Annotated in this window: 17 protein-coding genes and 1 tRNA gene; 8 read left to right on the top strand and 10 right to left on the bottom strand. The window is 69.2% G+C overall.

Annotation, left to right across the window (positions count from 1 at the left end):
• Window positions 1–5: 5 nt before the first annotated feature.
• The 4 genes from murA to BJ991_RS10585 form a co-directional block, all read right to left on the bottom strand.
• Window positions 6–1,376 carry a UDP-N-acetylglucosamine 1-carboxyvinyltransferase gene (gene murA, locus BJ991_RS10600; RefSeq protein ID WP_179489810.1) on the bottom strand — a complete coding sequence of 457 codons (1,371 nt, stop codon included), beginning with the start codon at window positions 1,374–1,376 and terminating at the stop codon, window positions 6–8.
• A 72-nt stretch (window positions 1,377–1,448) separates the two neighbouring features.
• Entirely contained in the window at window positions 1,449–2,045 is a 597-nt protein-coding gene (leuD, locus tag BJ991_RS10595; RefSeq protein WP_179489808.1) for a 3-isopropylmalate dehydratase small subunit, read from the bottom strand.
• 2 nt (window positions 2,046–2,047) lie between these two features.
• Window positions 2,048–3,502 (bottom strand): 3-isopropylmalate dehydratase large subunit, encoded by a 1,455-nt coding sequence (gene leuC / locus BJ991_RS10590; RefSeq protein WP_179489806.1) that lies wholly within the window; start codon window positions 3,500–3,502, stop codon window positions 2,048–2,050.
• Window positions 3,503–3,670: 168 nt separating this feature from the next.
• A complete protein-coding gene (locus BJ991_RS10585) occupies window positions 3,671–4,729 on the bottom strand; it encodes a TerC family protein (protein ID WP_246301077.1) in 1,059 nt (352 codons plus the stop codon).
• A 301-nt stretch (window positions 4,730–5,030) separates the two neighbouring features.
• Between BJ991_RS10585 and BJ991_RS10580 the strand changes: the two genes are divergently transcribed.
• Together BJ991_RS10580 and BJ991_RS10575 are read left to right on the top strand one after the other, a co-directional pair.
• Window positions 5,031–5,588, top strand: a complete 558-nt coding sequence (locus BJ991_RS10580; protein ID WP_179489804.1) for an RNA polymerase sigma factor — start codon at window positions 5,031–5,033, stop codon at window positions 5,586–5,588.
• Complete coding sequence (locus BJ991_RS10575) at window positions 5,585–6,763, top strand: DUF4349 domain-containing protein (protein ID WP_179489802.1); 1,179 nt, start codon at window positions 5,585–5,587, stop codon at window positions 6,761–6,763. The genes BJ991_RS10580 and BJ991_RS10575 overlap by 4 nt, the downstream gene beginning before the upstream one ends.
• A gap of 18 nt (window positions 6,764–6,781) precedes the next feature.
• On the opposite strand, the gene BJ991_RS10570 is transcribed toward BJ991_RS10575, so the two are convergent.
• Window positions 6,782–7,537, bottom strand: coding sequence for a DUF72 domain-containing protein (locus BJ991_RS10570; RefSeq protein WP_179489800.1), 756 nt, complete (start codon window positions 7,535–7,537; stop codon window positions 6,782–6,784).
• Between the two features lie 246 nt (window positions 7,538–7,783).
• On the opposite strand from BJ991_RS10570, the gene BJ991_RS10565 reads away from it, so the two are divergent.
• The 3 genes from BJ991_RS10565 to BJ991_RS10555 are packed head-to-tail and all read left to right on the top strand — an operon-like array spanning window position 7,784 to window position 11,115.
• Complete coding sequence (locus tag BJ991_RS10565) at window positions 7,784–9,172, top strand: extracellular solute-binding protein (RefSeq protein WP_179489798.1); 1,389 nt, start codon at window positions 7,784–7,786, stop codon at window positions 9,170–9,172.
• 39 nt (window positions 9,173–9,211) lie between these two features.
• A complete protein-coding gene (locus BJ991_RS10560; protein ID WP_179492716.1) occupies window positions 9,212–10,141 on the top strand; it encodes a carbohydrate ABC transporter permease in 930 nt (309 codons plus the stop codon).
• A complete protein-coding gene (locus tag BJ991_RS10555) occupies window positions 10,138–11,115 on the top strand; it encodes a carbohydrate ABC transporter permease (protein WP_179489796.1) in 978 nt (325 codons plus the stop codon). Before BJ991_RS10560 ends, BJ991_RS10555 begins: the two co-directional genes overlap by 4 nt.
• A gap of 51 nt (window positions 11,116–11,166) precedes the next feature.
• Here the strand turns inward: BJ991_RS10555 and BJ991_RS10550 are convergent.
• Window positions 11,167–11,242: transfer RNA gene (locus tag BJ991_RS10550), tRNA-Glu, on the bottom strand.
• A gap of 108 nt (window positions 11,243–11,350) precedes the next feature.
• On the opposite strand from BJ991_RS10550, the gene BJ991_RS10545 reads away from it, so the two are divergent.
• Window positions 11,351–11,989, top strand: a complete 639-nt coding sequence (locus tag BJ991_RS10545) for an MBL fold metallo-hydrolase (RefSeq protein ID WP_179489794.1) — start codon at window positions 11,351–11,353, stop codon at window positions 11,987–11,989.
• Window positions 11,990–12,011: 22 nt separating this feature from the next.
• Window positions 12,012–12,929 carry an aminoglycoside phosphotransferase family protein gene (locus BJ991_RS10540; protein WP_179489792.1) on the top strand — a complete coding sequence of 306 codons (918 nt, stop codon included), beginning with the start codon at window positions 12,012–12,014 and terminating at the stop codon, window positions 12,927–12,929.
• 1 nt (window position 12,930) lies between these two features.
• On the opposite strand, the gene BJ991_RS10535 is transcribed toward BJ991_RS10540, so the two are convergent.
• From BJ991_RS10535 to BJ991_RS10520, 4 genes are all read right to left on the bottom strand, one after another.
• Window positions 12,931–13,302 carry a hypothetical protein gene (locus BJ991_RS10535; RefSeq protein ID WP_179489790.1) on the bottom strand — a complete coding sequence of 124 codons (372 nt, stop codon included), beginning with the start codon at window positions 13,300–13,302 and terminating at the stop codon, window positions 12,931–12,933.
• Window positions 13,303–13,680: 378 nt separating this feature from the next.
• Window positions 13,681–14,184, bottom strand: coding sequence for a flavodoxin family protein (locus tag BJ991_RS10530; protein WP_179489788.1), 504 nt, complete (start codon window positions 14,182–14,184; stop codon window positions 13,681–13,683).
• Window positions 14,185–14,309: 125 nt separating this feature from the next.
• Window positions 14,310–15,014, bottom strand: a complete 705-nt coding sequence (locus BJ991_RS10525; protein WP_179489786.1) for a nucleoside/nucleotide kinase family protein — start codon at window positions 15,012–15,014, stop codon at window positions 14,310–14,312.
• Window positions 15,015–15,243: 229 nt separating this feature from the next.
• On the bottom strand, window positions 15,244–16,149 hold the full coding sequence (locus tag BJ991_RS10520) for a ribonuclease E domain-containing protein (RefSeq protein ID WP_179489784.1): 906 nt from the start codon (window positions 16,147–16,149) through the stop codon (window positions 15,244–15,246).
• Here BJ991_RS10520 and BJ991_RS18830 point away from each other — a divergent pair.
• Window positions 16,086–16,685, top strand: coding sequence for an HNH endonuclease (locus tag BJ991_RS18830; RefSeq protein ID WP_343048715.1), 600 nt, complete (start codon window positions 16,086–16,088; stop codon window positions 16,683–16,685). The two genes, BJ991_RS10520 and BJ991_RS18830, sit on opposite strands and share 64 nt — an antisense overlap.
• The last annotated feature ends 103 nt before the right edge of the window (window positions 16,686–16,788 follow it).

The following is a 16,788-nucleotide window of genomic DNA, read 5'->3' as shown; positions in this document are numbered from 1 at the left end:
CGCCGTCAGCCGATGATGTCGAAATCGGCGCCGAGGGTCTCGAGCTTGGTGAACAGCTTCTCGTAGCCGCGACGGATGATGCCGACGTTGCGGACGATCGACTCGCCCTCGGCCGCGAGGGCCGCGATGACGTGGCTGTAGCCGCCGCGGAGGTCGGGCACGACGATGTCGGCGCCGTGAAGGGGCGTCGGGCCGGTGATGACCGCCGCCTGCTCGAGCGCGCGCCGGGGCACGCGGCGGTGGCCATCCTCGAGACCGTGCGGGTGCACCACGATGTCGGCGCCCATCTTGACGAGGGCCTGAGTGAAGCCGAAGCGGTTCTCGTACACCGTCTCGTGGACGATCGACTCGCCCTCGGCCTGCGTCAGCGCGACGATGAGCGGCTGCTGCCAGTCGGTCATGAACCCGGGGTGCACGTCGGTCTCGACGATGACGGGCTTGAGCGCGCCCGCGCGACGGAACTGGATGCCGTCCTCGTGGATGTCGAACCAGCCGCCCGCCTTGCGGAAGACGTTGAGGAACGTCAGCATCTCCTGCTGCTTGGCCCCGCCGACGAAGATGTCGCCGTCGGTCGCGAGTGCGGCGCAGGCCCACGACGCGGCCTCGTTGCGGTCGAAGATGCAGCGGTGGTCGTAGCCCCGCAATTCCTTGACGCCCTCGATGAGGATGACGCGGTTGGGCTCGTACGAGATGATCGCGCCCATCTTCTGCAGCACCGCGATGAGGTCCATGATCTCGGGCTCGATCGCCGCGTTGCGCAGCTCCGTGATCCCCTCGGCGCGCACGGCGGTGAGCAGAACCTGCTCGGTCGCCCCGACGCTCGGGTACGGCAGGTGGATGTTCGCGCCGTGGAGGCCGTTGGGCGCCGAGAGGCGGATGCCGCTCGGGAGCTTGTCGACGACGGCGCCGAAGGCGCGGAGCGCGTCGAGGTGGAAGTCGATCGGACGGTCGCCGATGCGGCATCCGCCGAGGTCGGGGATGAACGCCTGGCCGAGCAGGTGCAGCAGCGGACCGCAGAACAGGATCGGGATGCGCGACGCCCCCGCGTGGGCGTCGATCTCCTCCATGTGAGCCGACACCGCCCCGCTCGGGTCGAGGTGCAGCACGCCCTCTTCCTCGCCGTCGACGACGCTCACGCCGTGCACTTCGAGCAGCGACCGCACGACCTTCACGTCGCTGATGCTCGGCACGTCCCGCAGGATGCTCGTCGACTCGCCGAGCAGCGCCGCGACCATCGCCTTGGTCGCCAGGTTCTTCGCGCCCTTGACCTCGACTCGCCCAGTGAGTGGCTGCCCGCCGCGGATCCTCAGGGTTTCTCCGGAGGCCTCCTTCTCTGCAGTCGCGGGGTTGCTCGACGTGGTGAGAAGGGACTTCATGCGGTGAACCTCACTTGATTGTTCGAGGGGCGCTGGTCGGGCGGAGCCGCCTTCGTGGGGCGGGACCCTGGCTTACGGAACCGGGAGGGTCCGCGGCCGCCATGCCTCGCGGCGCGCCTCGAACTGCGCGATCTTGTCTTCGTTGCGCAGGGTGAGCCCGATGTCGTCGAGACCCTCGAGGAGCCGCCACCTAGTGTAATCGTCGATCTCGAACGGAACCGTGAGCGCGCCGAGAGAGGCCGTTCTGGCCTCGAGGTCGACGGTCATGCGGATGCCGGGCTCGGCGTCGATCGCCGCCCACAGCGCCTCGAGATCCGCGTCCGAGACGACCCCCGTGAGAAGGCCCTGCTTGCCCGCGTTGCCTCGGAAGATGTCGGCGAACCGCGGGCTCAGGACGACCTTGAAGCCGTAGTCGCGCAGCGCCCACACGGCGTGCTCGCGGCTGGATCCGGTGCCGAAGTCGGGGCCCGCGACGAGGATGCTCGCGCCCGAGAACACGGGCTGGTTCAGCACGAAGGCGGGGTCCTGCCGCCAGCTCGCGAACAGAGCGTCCTCGAACCCGGTCTTGGTGACGCGCTTGAGGTAGACGGCCGGGATGATCTGGTCGGTGTCGACGGCGGAGCGCTTCAGCGGTGCGGCGACGCCGGTGTGGGTCGTGAACTTCTCCATGCTCAGGCCTCCGTTCCGACCAGGGCCGGCAGATCGTTCGGACTCGACAGCGTACCTCGCACGGCGGTGGCGGCGGCCACGAGCGGCGAGACGAGGTGCGTGCGACCGCCCTTGCCCTGCCGGCCCTCGAAGTTGCGGTTGCTGGTCGAGGCGCAGCGCTCCCCCGGAGCCAGCTGGTCGGGGTTCATGCCGAGGCACATCGAGCACCCCGCGAACCGCCACTCGGCGCCGAACTCCTCGAAGATCTTGTCGAGCCCCTCCGCCTCGGCCTCGAGGCGCACGCGGGCCGAACCCGGCACGACCATGACGCGCACGCCGTCGGCCTTCCTGCGGCCCTGGACGATCGACGCGAACGCGCGCAGGTCCTCGATGCGGCTGTTGGTGCACGACCCCATGAAGACCGCGTCGACCGGGATCTCCTTCATCGGAGTGCCGGGCGTCAGATCCATGTACTCGAGGGCGCGCTCGGCAGCCGCACGCTCATTGGGATCGTCGAACTCGTCGGGCGACGGCACCGCGCTCGAAAGCGACACACCCTGTCCGGGGTTGGTGCCCCACGTGACGAACGGCTCGAGCTCGTTCGCGTCGACGAACACCTCGGCGTCGAACACCGCCCCCTCGTCGGTGGGGAGCGTGCGCCAGTAGGCGACGGCGTCGTCCCAGTCCTCACCCTTCGGCGCGTGCGGACGACCCTTCAAGTACTCGAACGTCGTCTCGTCGGGGGCTACCATGCCCGCGCGCGCGCCGGCTTCGATCGACATGTTGCAGATCGTCATGCGGCCCTCCATCGAGAGGGATCGGATGGCGCTGCCGCGGTACTCGAGCACGTAGCCCTGCCCGCCGTTCGTGCCGATCTTCGCGATGACGGCGAGGATGATGTCCTTCGCGGTCACACCGGGCTTGAGCTCGCCCTCCACGGTGATCGCCATCGTCTTGAACGGCTTGAGCGGCAGCGTCTGCGTCGCGAGCACGTGCTCGACCTCGCTCGTGCCGATGCCGAACGCCATCGCGCCGAAGGCGCCGTGCGTCGAGGTGTGGCTGTCGCCGCACACGACCGTGATGCCCGGCATCGTGAGGCCGAGCTGCGGGCCGACGACGTGCACGATGCCCTGCTCGCGGTCGCCCAGCGAGTGCAGGCGCACGCCGAACTCCGCGGCGTTGCGCCGGAGCGTCTCGATCTGCGTGCGGCTCGTGAGGTCGGCGATCGGCTTGTCGATGTCGATCGTCGGGGTGTTGTGGTCCTCGGTCGCGATCGTGAGATCCAGGCGCCGCACGGGGCGGCCCTCGGCACGCAGGCCGTCGAACGCCTGCGGACTCGTCACCTCGTGGACGAGGTGCAGGTCGATGTAGATGAGGTCGGGCTCGCCGTTCTCGCCCTTGACGACGAGGTGGTCTTCCCACACCTTCTCGGCGAGCGTGCGCGGGTGGTCGGGGATGCCGGGGACAGGGGTGCTCATGGGTTGGTCGTTCTCCTCGGATGGGGGCAGCGCCCCGCTGGAATCGGCCCGCGACGAACTCCGCGACGAGGAAGGCCTGAGAACTAGGACTCGTCGCGGCCGCTAAGGAGAAGGCGAGCGATCCGCACCCGGCAAGGTTACCACCGGCTCCGGATGCCTCGGCGCACGCTACTTCGCGCCGGAGTCGGTGCCCGTCCCCGTCTCGCGGGTCGCGGCCCGCGCGGCATCCGCAGCCTCGAGCGCCACCCGTCGATCCCGGGCCGAGGCCCACAGGCTCGCGATGGTCGCGACCGCCATCGACAGCACGATGACGGCGAGCGACATCCACGTCGAGATCTCGGGCGCCCACTCGATGGGCTCGCCGTTGTTGAGGAACGGCAGCTCGTTGACGTGCATCGCGTGGAGGATGAGTTTGACGCCGATGAAGGCGAGGATGAACGCGATGCCGTAGTGCAGATAGCGCAGACGATCGAGCAGGTCGCCGAGCAGGAAGTACAGCTGCCGCAGACCCATGAGGGCGAAGATGTTCGCCGTGAACACGATGAACGGGCTTTGCGTGATGCCGAAGATCGCGGGAATCGAGTCGATCGCGAAGAGCAGGTCGGTGACCCCGATGGCCGCGAACACGATGACCATCGGGGTCCACATCTTCTTGCCGTCGACGATGGTGCGCAGCTTCGCGCCGTCGTAGTGGTCGGAGATGTCGATCGCGCGGCGGAGCAGGCGCACCACGAAGTTCTCCTGCTTGACGTCGTCGTCGTGGTCGCCGCCCGGGAAGGCCTGGCGGATCGCGGTCCAGATGAGGAACGCGCCGAACAGGTAGAAGATCGGGCTGAAGTGCTCGATGACCGTCGCCCCGACGAGGATGAACAGACCGCGCAGGACGAGCGCGATGATGATGCCCACCATCAGCACCTCCTGCTGGTAGCGGCGCGGCACCGCGAACTGGGTCATGATCAGGACGAACACGAACAGGTTGTCGATCGAGAGGCTGTACTCGGTCAGCCAGCCGGCGACGAACTGACCGGCGTATTCGCCGCCCGCGAAGATCCACATGAGCGCGGCGAAGATGAGCGCCAGCGTGACGTAGAACACGACCCACAGCGACGACTCCCTCGTGGAGGGGATGTGCGGGCGCTTTAGGATGAGCAGCAGGTCGGCGAGGAGGATGAGCGACAGCGCGACGAGCGATCCGATCTCGAACCAGAGCGGAAGGGCGAGGTCCATGCGGGCCTTTCAGGCGAAGGGTCTACGACGTCGGAAAGTCTCTCCCCGCGGCCTACCTCAGCCGCGTCGCGCGCCCGGGCCCCCTCCGACGGGGTCCGTGATGACGGACGGCGATGGCGGGATACTCCCTTTCGCGGGTTACAGGATACAGTCCGGCAGGCGGTTCGGAGCCCGTTGCGGATGCAGCGCCCCCGGTGCGCCGGTGAGACGATCCGCTCTTCGCCGACACTGACAGCGTGAGAGACAATGGTTCTCCGCGACGACGCCGCCGGCGGCGCGCGGTGCGAGCCGAGGGATGGGGATGGACGCACACGACGCGCACGACGACGCCGAGCTCGTGGCTCTGGCCGCCCGCGGGAGCGAACACGCCTTCCGCACGCTGTACCGCGCGTACGTCCGTCCGATCTACTGGCTCGCCCACGGGCTGCTGCACGACGCCTCCGATGCGGAGGACGTCACGCAGGAGACGTTCCTCGTGGCGTGGCGCAAGCTGCCGGGGCTCGAGCTCGTCGGCGACTCGCTCCTCCCGTGGCTCGCGACGGTGTGCCGATTCCAAGCGGCGAACCGGATGCGGGCGCAGCAGCGCGACCGTCGCCACACCGCCGCCGCGGCCGACGAGACCCTCCCGTCGACCGTCGACGTGGAGCAGCAGGTCGTCGACGCGCAGCTCGCTGACCGGATCCTGCGCGAAGTGGCGGGCCTGAACCCGCTCGATCGCGAGATCTTCCGGCTTTGCGCGACCGAGGGGTACGCGTATCAGACGGCGGCCGACGAGCTGGGCGTCACCCACGGCGTCGTGCGCAATCGTCTCTCCCGCATCCGCACGAGACTGCGGACCGTCGTCAAGGAGAGCACATGAACACCGAACAGCCCACCGAGGCCCGTTCGGGCACCACGCTTCCCGAACTCACCGACGAGCGCATCGACGAGATCGAGCTCGCGCTCTTCGCAGACATCGCGCGAGAGCGCACCGCTCGGCGCGCGCGCCGGGGCCGCTGGCTGATCGCCGGTGGCGCGGCGGCCGCGATCGTCGTGGTCGCCGCGGCGGTCCTCCCACCCGTCGTATCGTCGTTCGTGTCGCCGCAGGGTGCGTCCGACAGCGCGTTCGTCGGCACCGAGAACGCTCCGGAGACGGGGGCGGGCGGCGCGGTAGCGCCCGACATGGGCGAGACCGACGGCGGGATCGTCGATCTGGCGCCCGGCGGGGATGAGGCGTCGTCCTCCGGAGGCGGTGCGACGGAGGAAGGCGCCAACGCGGGGACGCGCGAGATCATCACGACGGCGACCGCGACCGTCGTCGTCGACGACCCCGAAGAGGCGGCGCAGGCGATCGGCGCTGCGGCCGAGGCGCGGGGCGGCTATGTCGAGTCCATGCGCGTCGGCAAGGCGGGCGTCGAGAGCCCGGCTGACGGCTCGGGCGCCGAGTACGACATGATCGTCCCTTACCCCACCCCGATCGACGGGGCGTGGATCACGGTGCGCGTTCCGGCCGACCAGCTCGCGTCATTGACGGGCGACCTCTCCGAGTTCGGCGACGTGACGACATCCGCCATCCAGCGCGATGACGTGACAGAGCAGGCCGTCGATCTGCGTGCGCGTATCGACGCGACGCAGGCGTCGGTCGACCGGCTGACCGAGCTGATGTCGCAAGCGGCGAGCCTCAGCGACCTCATCGCCGCGGAGTCCGCCCTCACGGAGCGGCAGGCGATGCTGGAGTCCTACCAGCAGCAGCTCGAGTCGCTCGAGGGGCAGGTGCAGCTCTCCACGCTCACCGTGACGCTCACGACCGGGCCCGAGCCGGTCGAGGCGAACCCCACCGGCTTCGGCGACGGCCTCGCCGCCGGGTGGAACGGGCTCGTCGCGACGCTCAACGGCATCGTCGTCGGGCTCGGCTTCCTCATCCCGTGGGTCGCGGTTGCGGTCGTCATCGGGCTCATCGTCTGGGGCGTCGTCGCGCTCGTGCGGCGCAGTCGTCGTCGGCGCGACGCGGAAGCGCTCGCCGAGCGGCCGAAGAACGACGTCCCGACCCGCTGACCGCGGGCGAGGCATCCATCACTCCAGCCGCCCGCGCAGGCTGAGCGCGTCTCGCACGGCGTTGCCCTCGCCGTCGTTGTTGAAGTAGCACAGCACGCTGTGGCCCGCCGCACGCCACTCATGGATGCGCTCGGCCCACCAGTCGAGGTCGGCGTCCGAGTAGCTGCCGACGTAGAGGCGCTCGCGGTCGGGTCCGTGGAACCGCACGTACACGAGCTCGGACGTCGCGCTCAGCTCGCAGCGCAGGTGCGCGCCGCTCATGACGCAGTAGCTCGCATCGTGACGCTCGAGCAGCGCGAAGACGTCGTCGTGGACCCAGGACGGGTGCCGCAGCTCGACCGCGGCCGGCACACCCGCGGGCAGCGCGTCCAGCGCGGCGGAGAGTCGCTCGTCGTCGCGTTCGAGGTCGGGAGGGAGCTGGAGCAGCAGAGGCCCCGCGTGCCCGCCGAGCGCCGCCATGCCCTCGGCGAGGCGCTCAGTCCACAGCTGCGGCGAGCGCAGCTTTCGGGCGTGCGTGAGGCCGCGGGGGGCCTTCACGGTCATGAGGAACCCCTCCGGAAGGCGGGCTTCCCACGCGCGGAAGCCCTCGGCGCGTGGCCAGTGATAGAAGCTCGTGTTGAGCTCGACCGTGTCGAAGCTCTCGGCATAGACCTCCAGCCGGCGCCCCGACGGCGTGCCCCGCGAGTACAGCACGTCCTTCCAGTGGTCGTAGCTCCAGCCCGAGGTGCCGACGCGCACGTCGCCGGCCCGCAGGCCCGCTCCCGGTGTTGTCATGCGCCGTCCTCCGCCTGTGCGAGCCACCACCGTCTCCGCACCGCGCGGCGCGTGTCAACCCCCTCGAGCCGCCGGGTGGACCGCCGTAGCGTGGCGTCGCAAGAGCACGCGTACCCCGCTCCCCCCGCGTCAAGGACCGGCGAACTGGCACATCCGTGTCACTTGGTCAAGCCCCTTTGGCCTGACAGCGTCGCTTCTTACGTTGGCCGCTCCGCTCACTTCGAAGGGCGGTCGGAGGTGGACAACGTGAGAAGCGGAAACTCGAAGGCGTTCGGCGGGCTGATCCTCGTGAGCGCCGCCGCGATCGCGGTCACCGGATGCGCCGTCGGAACCGGCCAGTCCGAGACCGCTGACATCGACTTCTCGTCGGATGCCGAGCTCACCGGGACGCTGAGCGTCATGGGTTTCTCGGGGGTCGACGAGGTGGCGACCTCCCGCATGGATCTCGCCGAGGAGGCGCTCGGCGATGTGAGCGTGGATCTGATCGAGGGCGACCTGGATCTGCAGCAGTTCCTGTCCGCTGTCGCGACCGGGTCACCGCCCGACATCGTGTACGCCGACCGCGACCAGATCGGCTCGCTCGCCGCGCGCGGCGCGGTGATCCCGCTCGAGGACTGCATCGATGGCGAAGGCATAGACACCGGTCAGTTCGTGGAGGCCGCGATCGACCAGGTTTCGCTCGACGGCACGGTGTACGGCATCCCCGAGTTCAACACCGTGCAGCTGACGATGGCCAACGGCGATCTGCTGTCGGCCGCGGGAGTCGCGATCGAGGACGTCAACGGGTCTGACTGGGAGGCGATGAGCGCCGCGAACCAGGCGCTCACGAAGTCGGACGGCGGCAAGCTGAGCGTCATCGGCGTCGACAGCAAGCTCCCCGAGTTCCTGCCCCTGTGGGCGAAGGCGAACGGCGCCGACCTCATCTCGAAGGACGGCAAGACCGCGCAGCTCGACGCTCCCGAAGTCGTCGAGGCGCTCACGTGGGCCGTCTCGATCTACGACGACCAGGGCGGCTTCAGCGCCGTGAAGGCGTACCGCGACTCGGCCGACTTCTTCGGCGAGGGCAACCAGTTCGCGACCGGCGTGCTCGGCGCGATGCCCATGGAGCAGTGGTACGTGAACGTCCTCAACGACGTCTCCCCGGATGCCCCGATGGCCTTCGACACCGTCCGCGACCGCAACGGCGAGACGATCGCCTACGCGTCCGGCTCGGCATGGGCGATCCCGGCCGGGAGCGACAACCCCGAGGCCGCATGCCGCTGGGCGCGTGTCATGACGTCGATCGACGCGTGGCAGGCCGCTGCGGAGGCCCGCATCGAGGTCCGCGAGGGCGAGGGCAAGCCCTTCACGGGAATCCTCACCGGCAACGCGCAGGCCGACGAGATGATCTCGGGCATGGTGACCTCCGGCGGCGAGCCGTGGGACACGGCGGTCGAGAAGATGTACGAGGCGAACGATGCGACGTTCGCGATGCCCGCCAACCCGGCGGACGCCGAGTTCGAGCAGGCTCTCCAGGACGCGGTCAACGCCGTGCTCAATGGCCAGGCGGAGCCGGAGGAGGCGCTGGCGAACGCGCAGGAGACGGCACAGTCGGCGCTCGACGACGCATGGGCCGAGCTCGAGTCGAGAGAGTGACCCGAGGTGAACATCTCGACCGCCGTTGCCGCGCCGACGATGACGCCGGAGCGGCAGCGGTCGCGCCGCCGAGCGAGGCGCAGGAATGCGGCATCCGCGTTTCTGTTCCTCTCGCCGTGGCTGATCGGGTTCGGCGTCTTCACGGCGTGGCCGATCCTGTACAGCGCGTACCTGTCGCTCACCGACTACGACGTCATCAACGACCCGCGGTTCGTCGGGTTCGAGAACTACGCGCAGCTCTTCGAGGACCCGAAGATCGCGCTGGCGATCGGCAACACACTGCTGTTCACCGCGCTGCAGGTGCCCGCGTACGTGATCGTCTCGCTCATGCTGGCGCTGCTGCTGGACCGGGCGGGGCGCAGCGCGGGGTTCTTCCGGACGATCTTCTTCCTCCCGAAGATGACTCCCCCGGTGGCCGTCGGCATCCTGTTCCTGCTGCTGTTCAACGGGCAGAACGGGCTCATCAACACCGTGCTCGGATGGTTCGGCGTCGCGGGGCCGGCGTGGACGACCGACCCGGCCTGGGTCAAGCCCGGCCTCATCCTCATGAGCCTGTGGACGGTCGGGGCATCCGTCATCATCCTGCTGGCCGCCCTCCAGGACGTGCCGACTGAGCTCTACGAGTCGTCGAAGCTCGACGGCGCCGGGTTCTGGCGGCAGTCGATCAGCGTGACGCTGCCGATGATCAGTCCGGCGCTGTTCTTCATCATCGTCGTCAACACGATCGCGGGGCTGCAGACCTTCGATGAGGCGTACACCGCCTTCTTCGGGTCGGGCAACACCACCTACAGCAACGACGCCGCCCTCTTCTACGTGATCTATCTGTTCCAGCAGGCGTTCGAGTTCCTGCACATGGGCTACGCGTCGGCGATGGCGTGGATCCTGTTCGCGATCATCATGGCGATCACAGCCGTGCAGCTCATCGTGTCGCGACGGCTCGTCTACTACGAGGGCGAGGCACCCAAATGAGCAGAGTCCTGCCACCGGGCGCACCGGATCGCCCGTACGAGATCGAGCCCGTGCCGACCGGACCGTTGGCGACGCTGGACGCCATCCGCGTGCCGGACAGGCGCGAGCTGCGCAGACGGTCGGATGCCGGCGCGGCGCACCGCCGCCGGAAGCCGATCGTGCGCGCTCTCGTCATCGCCGCACTCGTGATCCTCGGCGTCGTCTTCGCCTACCCGTTCGTCTGGCTCGTGAGCGCGTCGTTCAAGCCGCGCGGCGAGGTCTTCGACAACAAGCTCATCCCCGAGACCTTCACGCTCGAGAACTATGTCACCGTCTGGCAGGAGGCGCCGCTGGGGCTGTGGCTGTTGAACACGCTGATCGTAACGGTGCTGGCTGCGGTGACGGTCACGATCTCGAGCGCGATGGTCGCATGGGGTTTCTCGTACTTCCGCTTCCGCGGGCGAGGCGCGCTCTTCGGGCTCGTGCTCGCGTCGATGATGCTCCCGGGCGCTGTCACGATGATCCCGACGTTCCTCATCTGGAACGCCCTGGGCTTCGTGGGAACCCTCGTGCCCCTGTGGGCCGGCAACCTCTTCGGCAGCGCGTTCTACATCTTCCTGCTCCGGCAGTTCATGCTCGGCCTGCCGCGCGACCTGTTCGAAGCGGCGCGCGTCGACGGGGCTTCGCAATGGACGCTGTTCTGGCGCATCGCGCTCCCCCTCTGCAAACCCGCGCTCGCCGTGACGCTCGTGTTCGAGGTGCAGGCCGTGTGGACCGACCTCATGCGGGCGCTCATCTACCTGCGCGACTCGTCGACCTTCACGATTCCACGCGGCCTGAAGTCGCTCGTCGACGCGTTCGGGTTCGGCGGCGAATGGCACTGGGAGATCATCGTGACCGCGAGCGTCATCGCCACGATCCCGATGATCATCGTGTTCTTCATCGGGCAGCGGCAGATCATCCAGGGGGTGAGCACGAGCGGGTTGAAGGGGTAGTGGCGGACGAACGTCAGAAGCCCGGCCGATGGACCGGGCTTCTGACGTTTGTGGTGACCCCAGCGGGATTCGAACCCGCGTTACCGCCGTGAGAGGGCGGCGTACTAGGCCGCTATACGATGGGGCCGTTTTGCAACCGTTCAAGTATGCCATGGGGGAACAGGGCGACCAAATCGAGGCCGGGATGGGGCATCCGGCTTGCCGTCGCCGCCCCGCGGCCGGTTGACTCGAACACATGCGAGTGACGAAGTATGAGCACGCGGCGCTGGCCGTCCAGGATTCCGGCAAGACCCTCGTGATCGATCCCGGATCGTTCACCAACCCCCTCGACGAGCTCGACAACGTCGTCGCGATCATGCTCACTCACGAGCACCCCGACCACTGGACCCCCGAGCACCTCGACAGGCTCCTGACGAAGTTCCCGGGCACGCCGATCTTCGGACCGCAGGGCGTCGCCGACGCGGCCGGCGGCTACGAGGTGACGGTCGTGAGCCCCGGCGACACCGTGACCGTCGACCCCTTCACGCTGCGGTTCTTCGGCGGACGCCACGCCGTCATCCACGAGTCGATCCCCGTCATCGACAACGTCGGCGTGCTCGTCAACGATGCGTTCTACTACCCCGGCGACTCGTACGCCGTGCCCGAAGGCGTCGACGTCAAGCTGCTCGCCGCCCCCGCCGGCGCCCCGTGGCTCAAGATCGGCGAGGCGATGGACTTCGTGCTCGCCGTCAAGCCGCGCCGCGCGTTCGGCACCCACGACATGACCCTGTCGGTCATCGGCCGGGGCATGCATCGCCAGCGCCTCAAGTGGGCGGTCGAACAGAACGGCGGCGAGTTCCTCGAGCTCGACCCGCGCGACAGCGCCGACGTCTGACCGACCCGGTATCGTCGGCGGGATGCCCGACAAGCCCGCGGCCGAGGTCGCGATCGATGAACCGCTGATCCGTGGCCTGCTCGCCGAGCAGGCGAGCGACGTCATTCCGGATGCCCAGACCCGCCCGCTCTCGCTCGCGGAGGCGGGCTGGGACTGCGAGATGTGGCGACTCGGCGACGACTTGGCCGTGCGGATGCCGCGCCGCGCCGTCGCCGCGAAGCTCGTCGTCCATGAGCACGAGGTGGTGCCGACGCTCGCGCGTTTGATCGCCCCGAGCGTCGTCGGCGTGCCCGCTCCCCTAGTGCGCGGGCTCCCGTCGGGCGGCTACCCGTGGCACTGGTCGGTCGTGCCGTGGTTCGACGGAGCGAGCGCGCTGTCGGTCCGGCGCGCGGAGCGCACGCCGTGGGCAGCCGACCTCGCCCGCGCGCTGCGCTTGATGCACGTGGAGGCGCCGGCGGAGCATCCGGTGAATCCGTTTCGAGGAGTGCCGCTCGCGGATCGCGACGAGGCGGTCGAGGCGCGCCTCGCGTCTCTCCGCGCCAGGCGCGCCGCGCCGGAAGACCAGCTCGACGCGGGGCACGAACTGTGGCGCGCGGCGGTCGCGGCGCCCGTCCATTCGGGCCGGCCGGTCTGGGTGCACGGCGATCTGCACCCCGGCAACCTCGTCGCGGACGCCGGCAGGCTCGCGGCGATCATCGACTTCGGAGACGTGACCGCGGGCGATCCCGCGTACGACCTCGCGGTCGCGTGGCTCGCGTTCGACGCGGCCGGTCGCGAGCGCTTCATTGCGATGCTCGCCGATCGGCACGACGCTGACGCGTGGACACGCGCGCGCGGGTGGGCCGTGGCGGTCGCCGCGATGCTTCTCGATCACAGCGACGACAACCCGGAGTACGCCGCACTCGGCGCCGAAGCGCTCGCCGAGGTGACGGCTCGGTAGGTCAGCGCTCGAAGACGCGCGTCGGGCCGTCTCCTTCGTGGATCCACACCTCGACGAGGTCTCCGTCGAGCACCAGGCGGATCGTGCTGCCCTCGGGGAGGTCGGGGTCGGCGATCTCCTGCAGCCCGTAGTCGTCGTTGATGTCGAACACCGCGCCGAGCTCGTCGGGCGCGCACCCGCCGTTGAGCCAGCGCTCGGGCTGAGCCGCCGCCGCGGCGGCGAACCCGACGCCCGCGGCAGCGCCCGCGAGGACGCCGACGACCGCGATCGCCCATCGCGGGATGCGCCGCCAAAGGGCCGACGACCCCGCGACGCGGCTCGGGCACCTCCGGTGCGGGTGCCTCCTCGGTCGCGTCGGCGTCGGGAGGGGCATCCGGTTCGTCCTGCGGTCCGGCGGTCGAGTCGACTCCGCCCTCCGCAACCGGATCCCGGGCGGGCGCGTGCGAGCCGTTGCCCCCGACGGCGGCCATCGACTGCTGATCGGTCACGAGCGTCGCCGACTGTGTCTCGACCGGGTCGACCACTGACGGAGCCTCATCGATGGCCGGAGCCTGCTCGGCCACCTCGGCACGACGGGCGAGTTCCTCGAGCTCGTGAAGCCGCGCGACGGCGGAGCCGTCTTCGTGGATGTCGGCGTGCGGACCGTACGCGCGCACCGCCGCAGAGCGGCGAGCTCATCCAGGCGCTCGGGCGACGGCGACGATGCGGTCATCCACCCATCATCGCCGCCCCACGAGGAGCGGCTCGGCTGTCAGCGAGGTGCCCCGTTCCCGGCGAGCTGCTCGCCCCAACGCCGTGCGCGCTCCAGCTCACCGTCGGCAACCGGGCCGCTGTAGCCGTGGACTCCGAACGACTCGGGCTTGGCAGCGGGGCGGAAGCCGAGGGCGACGAGCCGCTTCATCGCCTTCTTGGCCGCGGAGCCGGGCAGTCGCGGCGTGGTGACCCGTGTGTCGAACGTCGCGACAGCGATGTCCCGCCTCGGCGAGGACAGGGACGTGATCCATTCACGGATGCCGCGGAGCGGGATGTTCTGCGCACCTTGCTGCTTGGCCGACTCACGCGTCTTCTCCGAGGACATCGAGAATGCGTGCGTCGGGCCCCCGACGACCAGAAGGTCGACACTGGACTCGAGATCCGCGGGCGCCGAAACGGCGTCCACCACCTCCGTGGATTCCACTCCGATGCCTTCAGCGATCTCGCGGGCGATCTGCTCCGTATTCCCCCACAACGTCTCGAACACAACTACTGCGTGCATGATGGCTCCTTGGCGGGTTTCTCTCCTTATGATCGCGACTCCTCCGCCCGGTGCGCCAGGGCCCCTTCGTGTGCCGGCGCCTCGCGCGGATCAGCCGGACGACGGAGGTCGCAGCTGCGCGCGGGTCACGCGCCGGTATCGGACGCGAGTCTGAGACGGCTGCCCGAGCGGACGTACACAGTCGGGGCCTCCAAGTGATCATTGTTGAAGATCAAGTCAGCATGCTGTTCTGGCTGCGCTTCGGCCTCGTAGATCTCGTAAGCGGGTCGGTACCGCTTCTCGTACGAGATCCGAGCCTGATCCCTTCCTCCGAGACTGCCAGCGTCGCGATCAAGGCCGCGTGCAAGGCTGACTGTTGGGTCGGTTTGCACGAAGAGTGCAGCATCCCAGTGCGGCGCAAGCTCGGGACGCTGCAGGAACGTCCCGTCGACGATCAGGATTGCATCGTGTGATGCCACCTCGGGCTCGCCGGTGATTGGCTTGTCTTCGATGAGGTCGAACGACGCAGCCCGGAACAGTCGATCGCCACCCCTGTTCAGCGGCTCGAGCAAATACGTGACGATCGCGTCCAGATCGCGCGCGTCATAGTAGTAGCCCTCGGCCGACAGCCGGCCTCGCCGATAGCGTTCGACTTTCGGACGGTGGAACCCATCGATTGATGCCCGAATGACTGGCCGCCCCATATCCCCGATGGTCGATGCGAGCTCATTCGCGAAGGTGGTCTTCCCCGATGCCGTCCGACCATCGACGGCGACACGAAGGGTCTTCCCGTCGGCAAGCCGGACGAGGCGATCGGCGACGTCATTGATCACGGTCTGTCGGTTGCGCATCGCATGAAAGTACCAGCGCGAGAGCGTCGTGATCGGGAGAAGAATCCGACGCGGGGCCAAGCGCGCGACTACTTGGTCTCGTATCTGATCGCCGAGCCAATCGACGCGTGGACACGCGCGCGTGGGTGTGCCGTGGCGGTCGCCGCGATGCTGCTCGATCACAGCGACGACAACCCGGAGTACGCCGCACTCGGCGCCGAAGCGCTCGCCGAGGTGACGGCTCGGTAGGTCAGCGCTCGAAGACGCGCGTCGGGCCGTCTCCTTCGTGGATCCACACCTCGACGAGGTCTCCGTCGAGCACCAGGCGGATCGTGCTGCCCTCGGGGAGGTCGGGGTCGGCGATCTCCTGCAGCCCGTAGTCGTCGTTGATGTCGAACACCGCGCCGAGCTCGGCGGGCGCGCACCCGCCGTTGAGCCAGCGCTCCCCGACGGCGGCGAAGAGGCACTCGTGACCGAACTCGTTGGTGCCGGTGACGACCTGCAGGTCGCCGTACATCTCGTGCATGCGCAGGTCGGACTGCTCGAGCCCGTAGTAGACGAGCGCCCCCGACGGCAGGAACACGGCACCGGACGCCTCACGCGTGGGATCGATCGCGAGCCGCGCCTCGGGTTGAGCCGCCGCCGCGGCGGCGAGCCCGACGCCCGCGGCAGCGCCCGCGATGACGCCGACGACCGCGATCGCCCATCGCGGGATGCGCCGCCAAAGGCCCACGACCCCGCGACGCGGCTCGGGCACCTCCGGTGCGGGAGCCGCCTCGGTCGCGTCGGCGTCGGGATCGGCGTCGGGAGAGGCATCCGGTTCGTCCTGCGGTTCAGCGGTCGAATCGGATGCTGCGCCCACCGTCTCCGGGTCATCGACGGGCGCCGGCGAGCCGTTGCGCTCGACGACGACTGTTGACTGCGGGAATGCCTCGGCCATCGCCGGCTGCTCTCGCACCGGATCGACGGTCGTGGGAGTGTCGGCGGCAGGCGGGGACACCTCGTCCAGCTCCGCTCGCCGGGCGAGCTCCTCGAGCTCGTGCAGCCGCGCGACGGCTCCGGCGTCCTCGTGGATGTCGGCGTCCGGACCGTATGCGCGCGCCCGTAGAGCAGCGAGCTCATCCATGCGCTCGGGTGACAGCGACGATGCGGTCATCCCTCCATTATCGTGCTCGGCCGCGTCTGTGCCGCCGCCCGATCGTCCCGCACCGCGCTCCGGGGCCACCTCCCCGGCCGGGCCACGATGGCGCCCGACAACCTCGTGGCGTCCGAGGCTGCCCTCCGGTGTCGCAGTACCGTGGGAGGGTGTCCTCGAACCGCCGGTTGCCCGCAACGAAGCGATCAGCGGCGGCGCGCGAGCGTTACGCGAAGCGGCGCAGCCGGCGACTCGCCCGCGTCGACAACGATCTCACGACCGCACAATGGGCTGATCTCAGGGCGGCTTGGGAAGGGTGCGCGTACTGCCGGGCGACCGACGTGCCTCTGCAGCGCGACTGCCTCCTGCCGGTCTCTCGCGGCGGGCGCTACACGCTCGAGAACGTGGTTCCGGCGTGCGCGTCGTGCAACGCCAGCAAGCATAACTCCGAAGTCACCGGCTGGCTTCGACGCAAGAGGCTCGACGAGCGGGCGTTCCTGCTCCGCCACGCGACGATCCTGGCAGCCCTCGTCCGAGATATGAACACCGAGCCCTGACGAAACACCGGTCGGCGGCTGTGCGAGCAGATCGATGTCGGTGCTACACGGAGGGGTGACTCAGTAGGTGGTCGGGGTCAAGCGTTGTGCGGCCCCGAGTGCA

It is taken from the genome of Microbacterium immunditiarum (genome assembly GCF_013409785.1).
GTDB lineage: Bacteria > Actinomycetota > Actinomycetes > Actinomycetales > Microbacteriaceae > Microbacterium > Microbacterium immunditiarum.
Note: the sequence above shows the minus strand (reverse complement) of the source record. Positions and strands in the feature narration are given on the sequence as shown.

Bases quoted from the DNA above. Each gene is read 5' to 3' on its own strand.
- BJ991_RS10530 (WP_179489788.1), bottom strand. From the start codon at position 14,184: ATGCACGCAGTAGTTGTGTTCGAGACGTTGTGGGGGAATACGGAGCAG.
- BJ991_RS10555 (WP_179489796.1), top strand. From the start codon at position 10,138: ATGAGCAGAGTCCTGCCACCGGGCGCACCGGATCGCCCGTACGAGATC.
- BJ991_RS10545 (WP_179489794.1), top strand. From the start codon at position 11,351: ATGCGAGTGACGAAGTATGAGCACGCGGCGCTGGCCGTCCAGGATTCC.
- BJ991_RS10535 (WP_179489790.1), bottom strand. From the start codon at position 13,302: ATGCCCCTCCCGACGCCGACGCGACCGAGGAGGCACCCGCACCGGAGG.
- leuD (WP_179489808.1), bottom strand. From the start codon at position 2,045: ATGGAGAAGTTCACGACCCACACCGGCGTCGCCGCACCGCTGAAGCGC.
- BJ991_RS10560 (WP_179492716.1), top strand. From the start codon at position 9,212: ATGACGCCGGAGCGGCAGCGGTCGCGCCGCCGAGCGAGGCGCAGGAAT.
- BJ991_RS10520 (WP_179489784.1), bottom strand. From the start codon at position 16,149: ATGACCGCATCGTCGCTGTCACCCGAGCGCATGGATGAGCTCGCTGCT.
- BJ991_RS18830 (WP_343048715.1), top strand. From the start codon at position 16,086: ATGCGCGCGCCCGTAGAGCAGCGAGCTCATCCATGCGCTCGGGTGACA.
- BJ991_RS10540 (WP_179489792.1), top strand. From the start codon at position 12,012: ATGCCCGACAAGCCCGCGGCCGAGGTCGCGATCGATGAACCGCTGATC.
- BJ991_RS10525 (WP_179489786.1), bottom strand. From the start codon at position 15,014: ATGCGCAACCGACAGACCGTGATCAATGACGTCGCCGATCGCCTCGTC.
- BJ991_RS10570 (WP_179489800.1), bottom strand. From the start codon at position 7,537: ATGACAACACCGGGAGCGGGCCTGCGGGCCGGCGACGTGCGCGTCGGC.
- BJ991_RS10575 (WP_179489802.1), top strand. From the start codon at position 5,585: ATGAACACCGAACAGCCCACCGAGGCCCGTTCGGGCACCACGCTTCCC.
- BJ991_RS10585 (WP_246301077.1), bottom strand. From the start codon at position 4,729: ATGGACCTCGCCCTTCCGCTCTGGTTCGAGATCGGATCGCTCGTCGCG.
- murA (WP_179489810.1), bottom strand. From the start codon at position 1,376: ATGAAGTCCCTTCTCACCACGTCGAGCAACCCCGCGACTGCAGAGAAG.
- BJ991_RS10580 (WP_179489804.1), top strand. From the start codon at position 5,031: ATGGACGCACACGACGCGCACGACGACGCCGAGCTCGTGGCTCTGGCC.
- leuC (WP_179489806.1), bottom strand. From the start codon at position 3,502: ATGAGCACCCCTGTCCCCGGCATCCCCGACCACCCGCGCACGCTCGCC.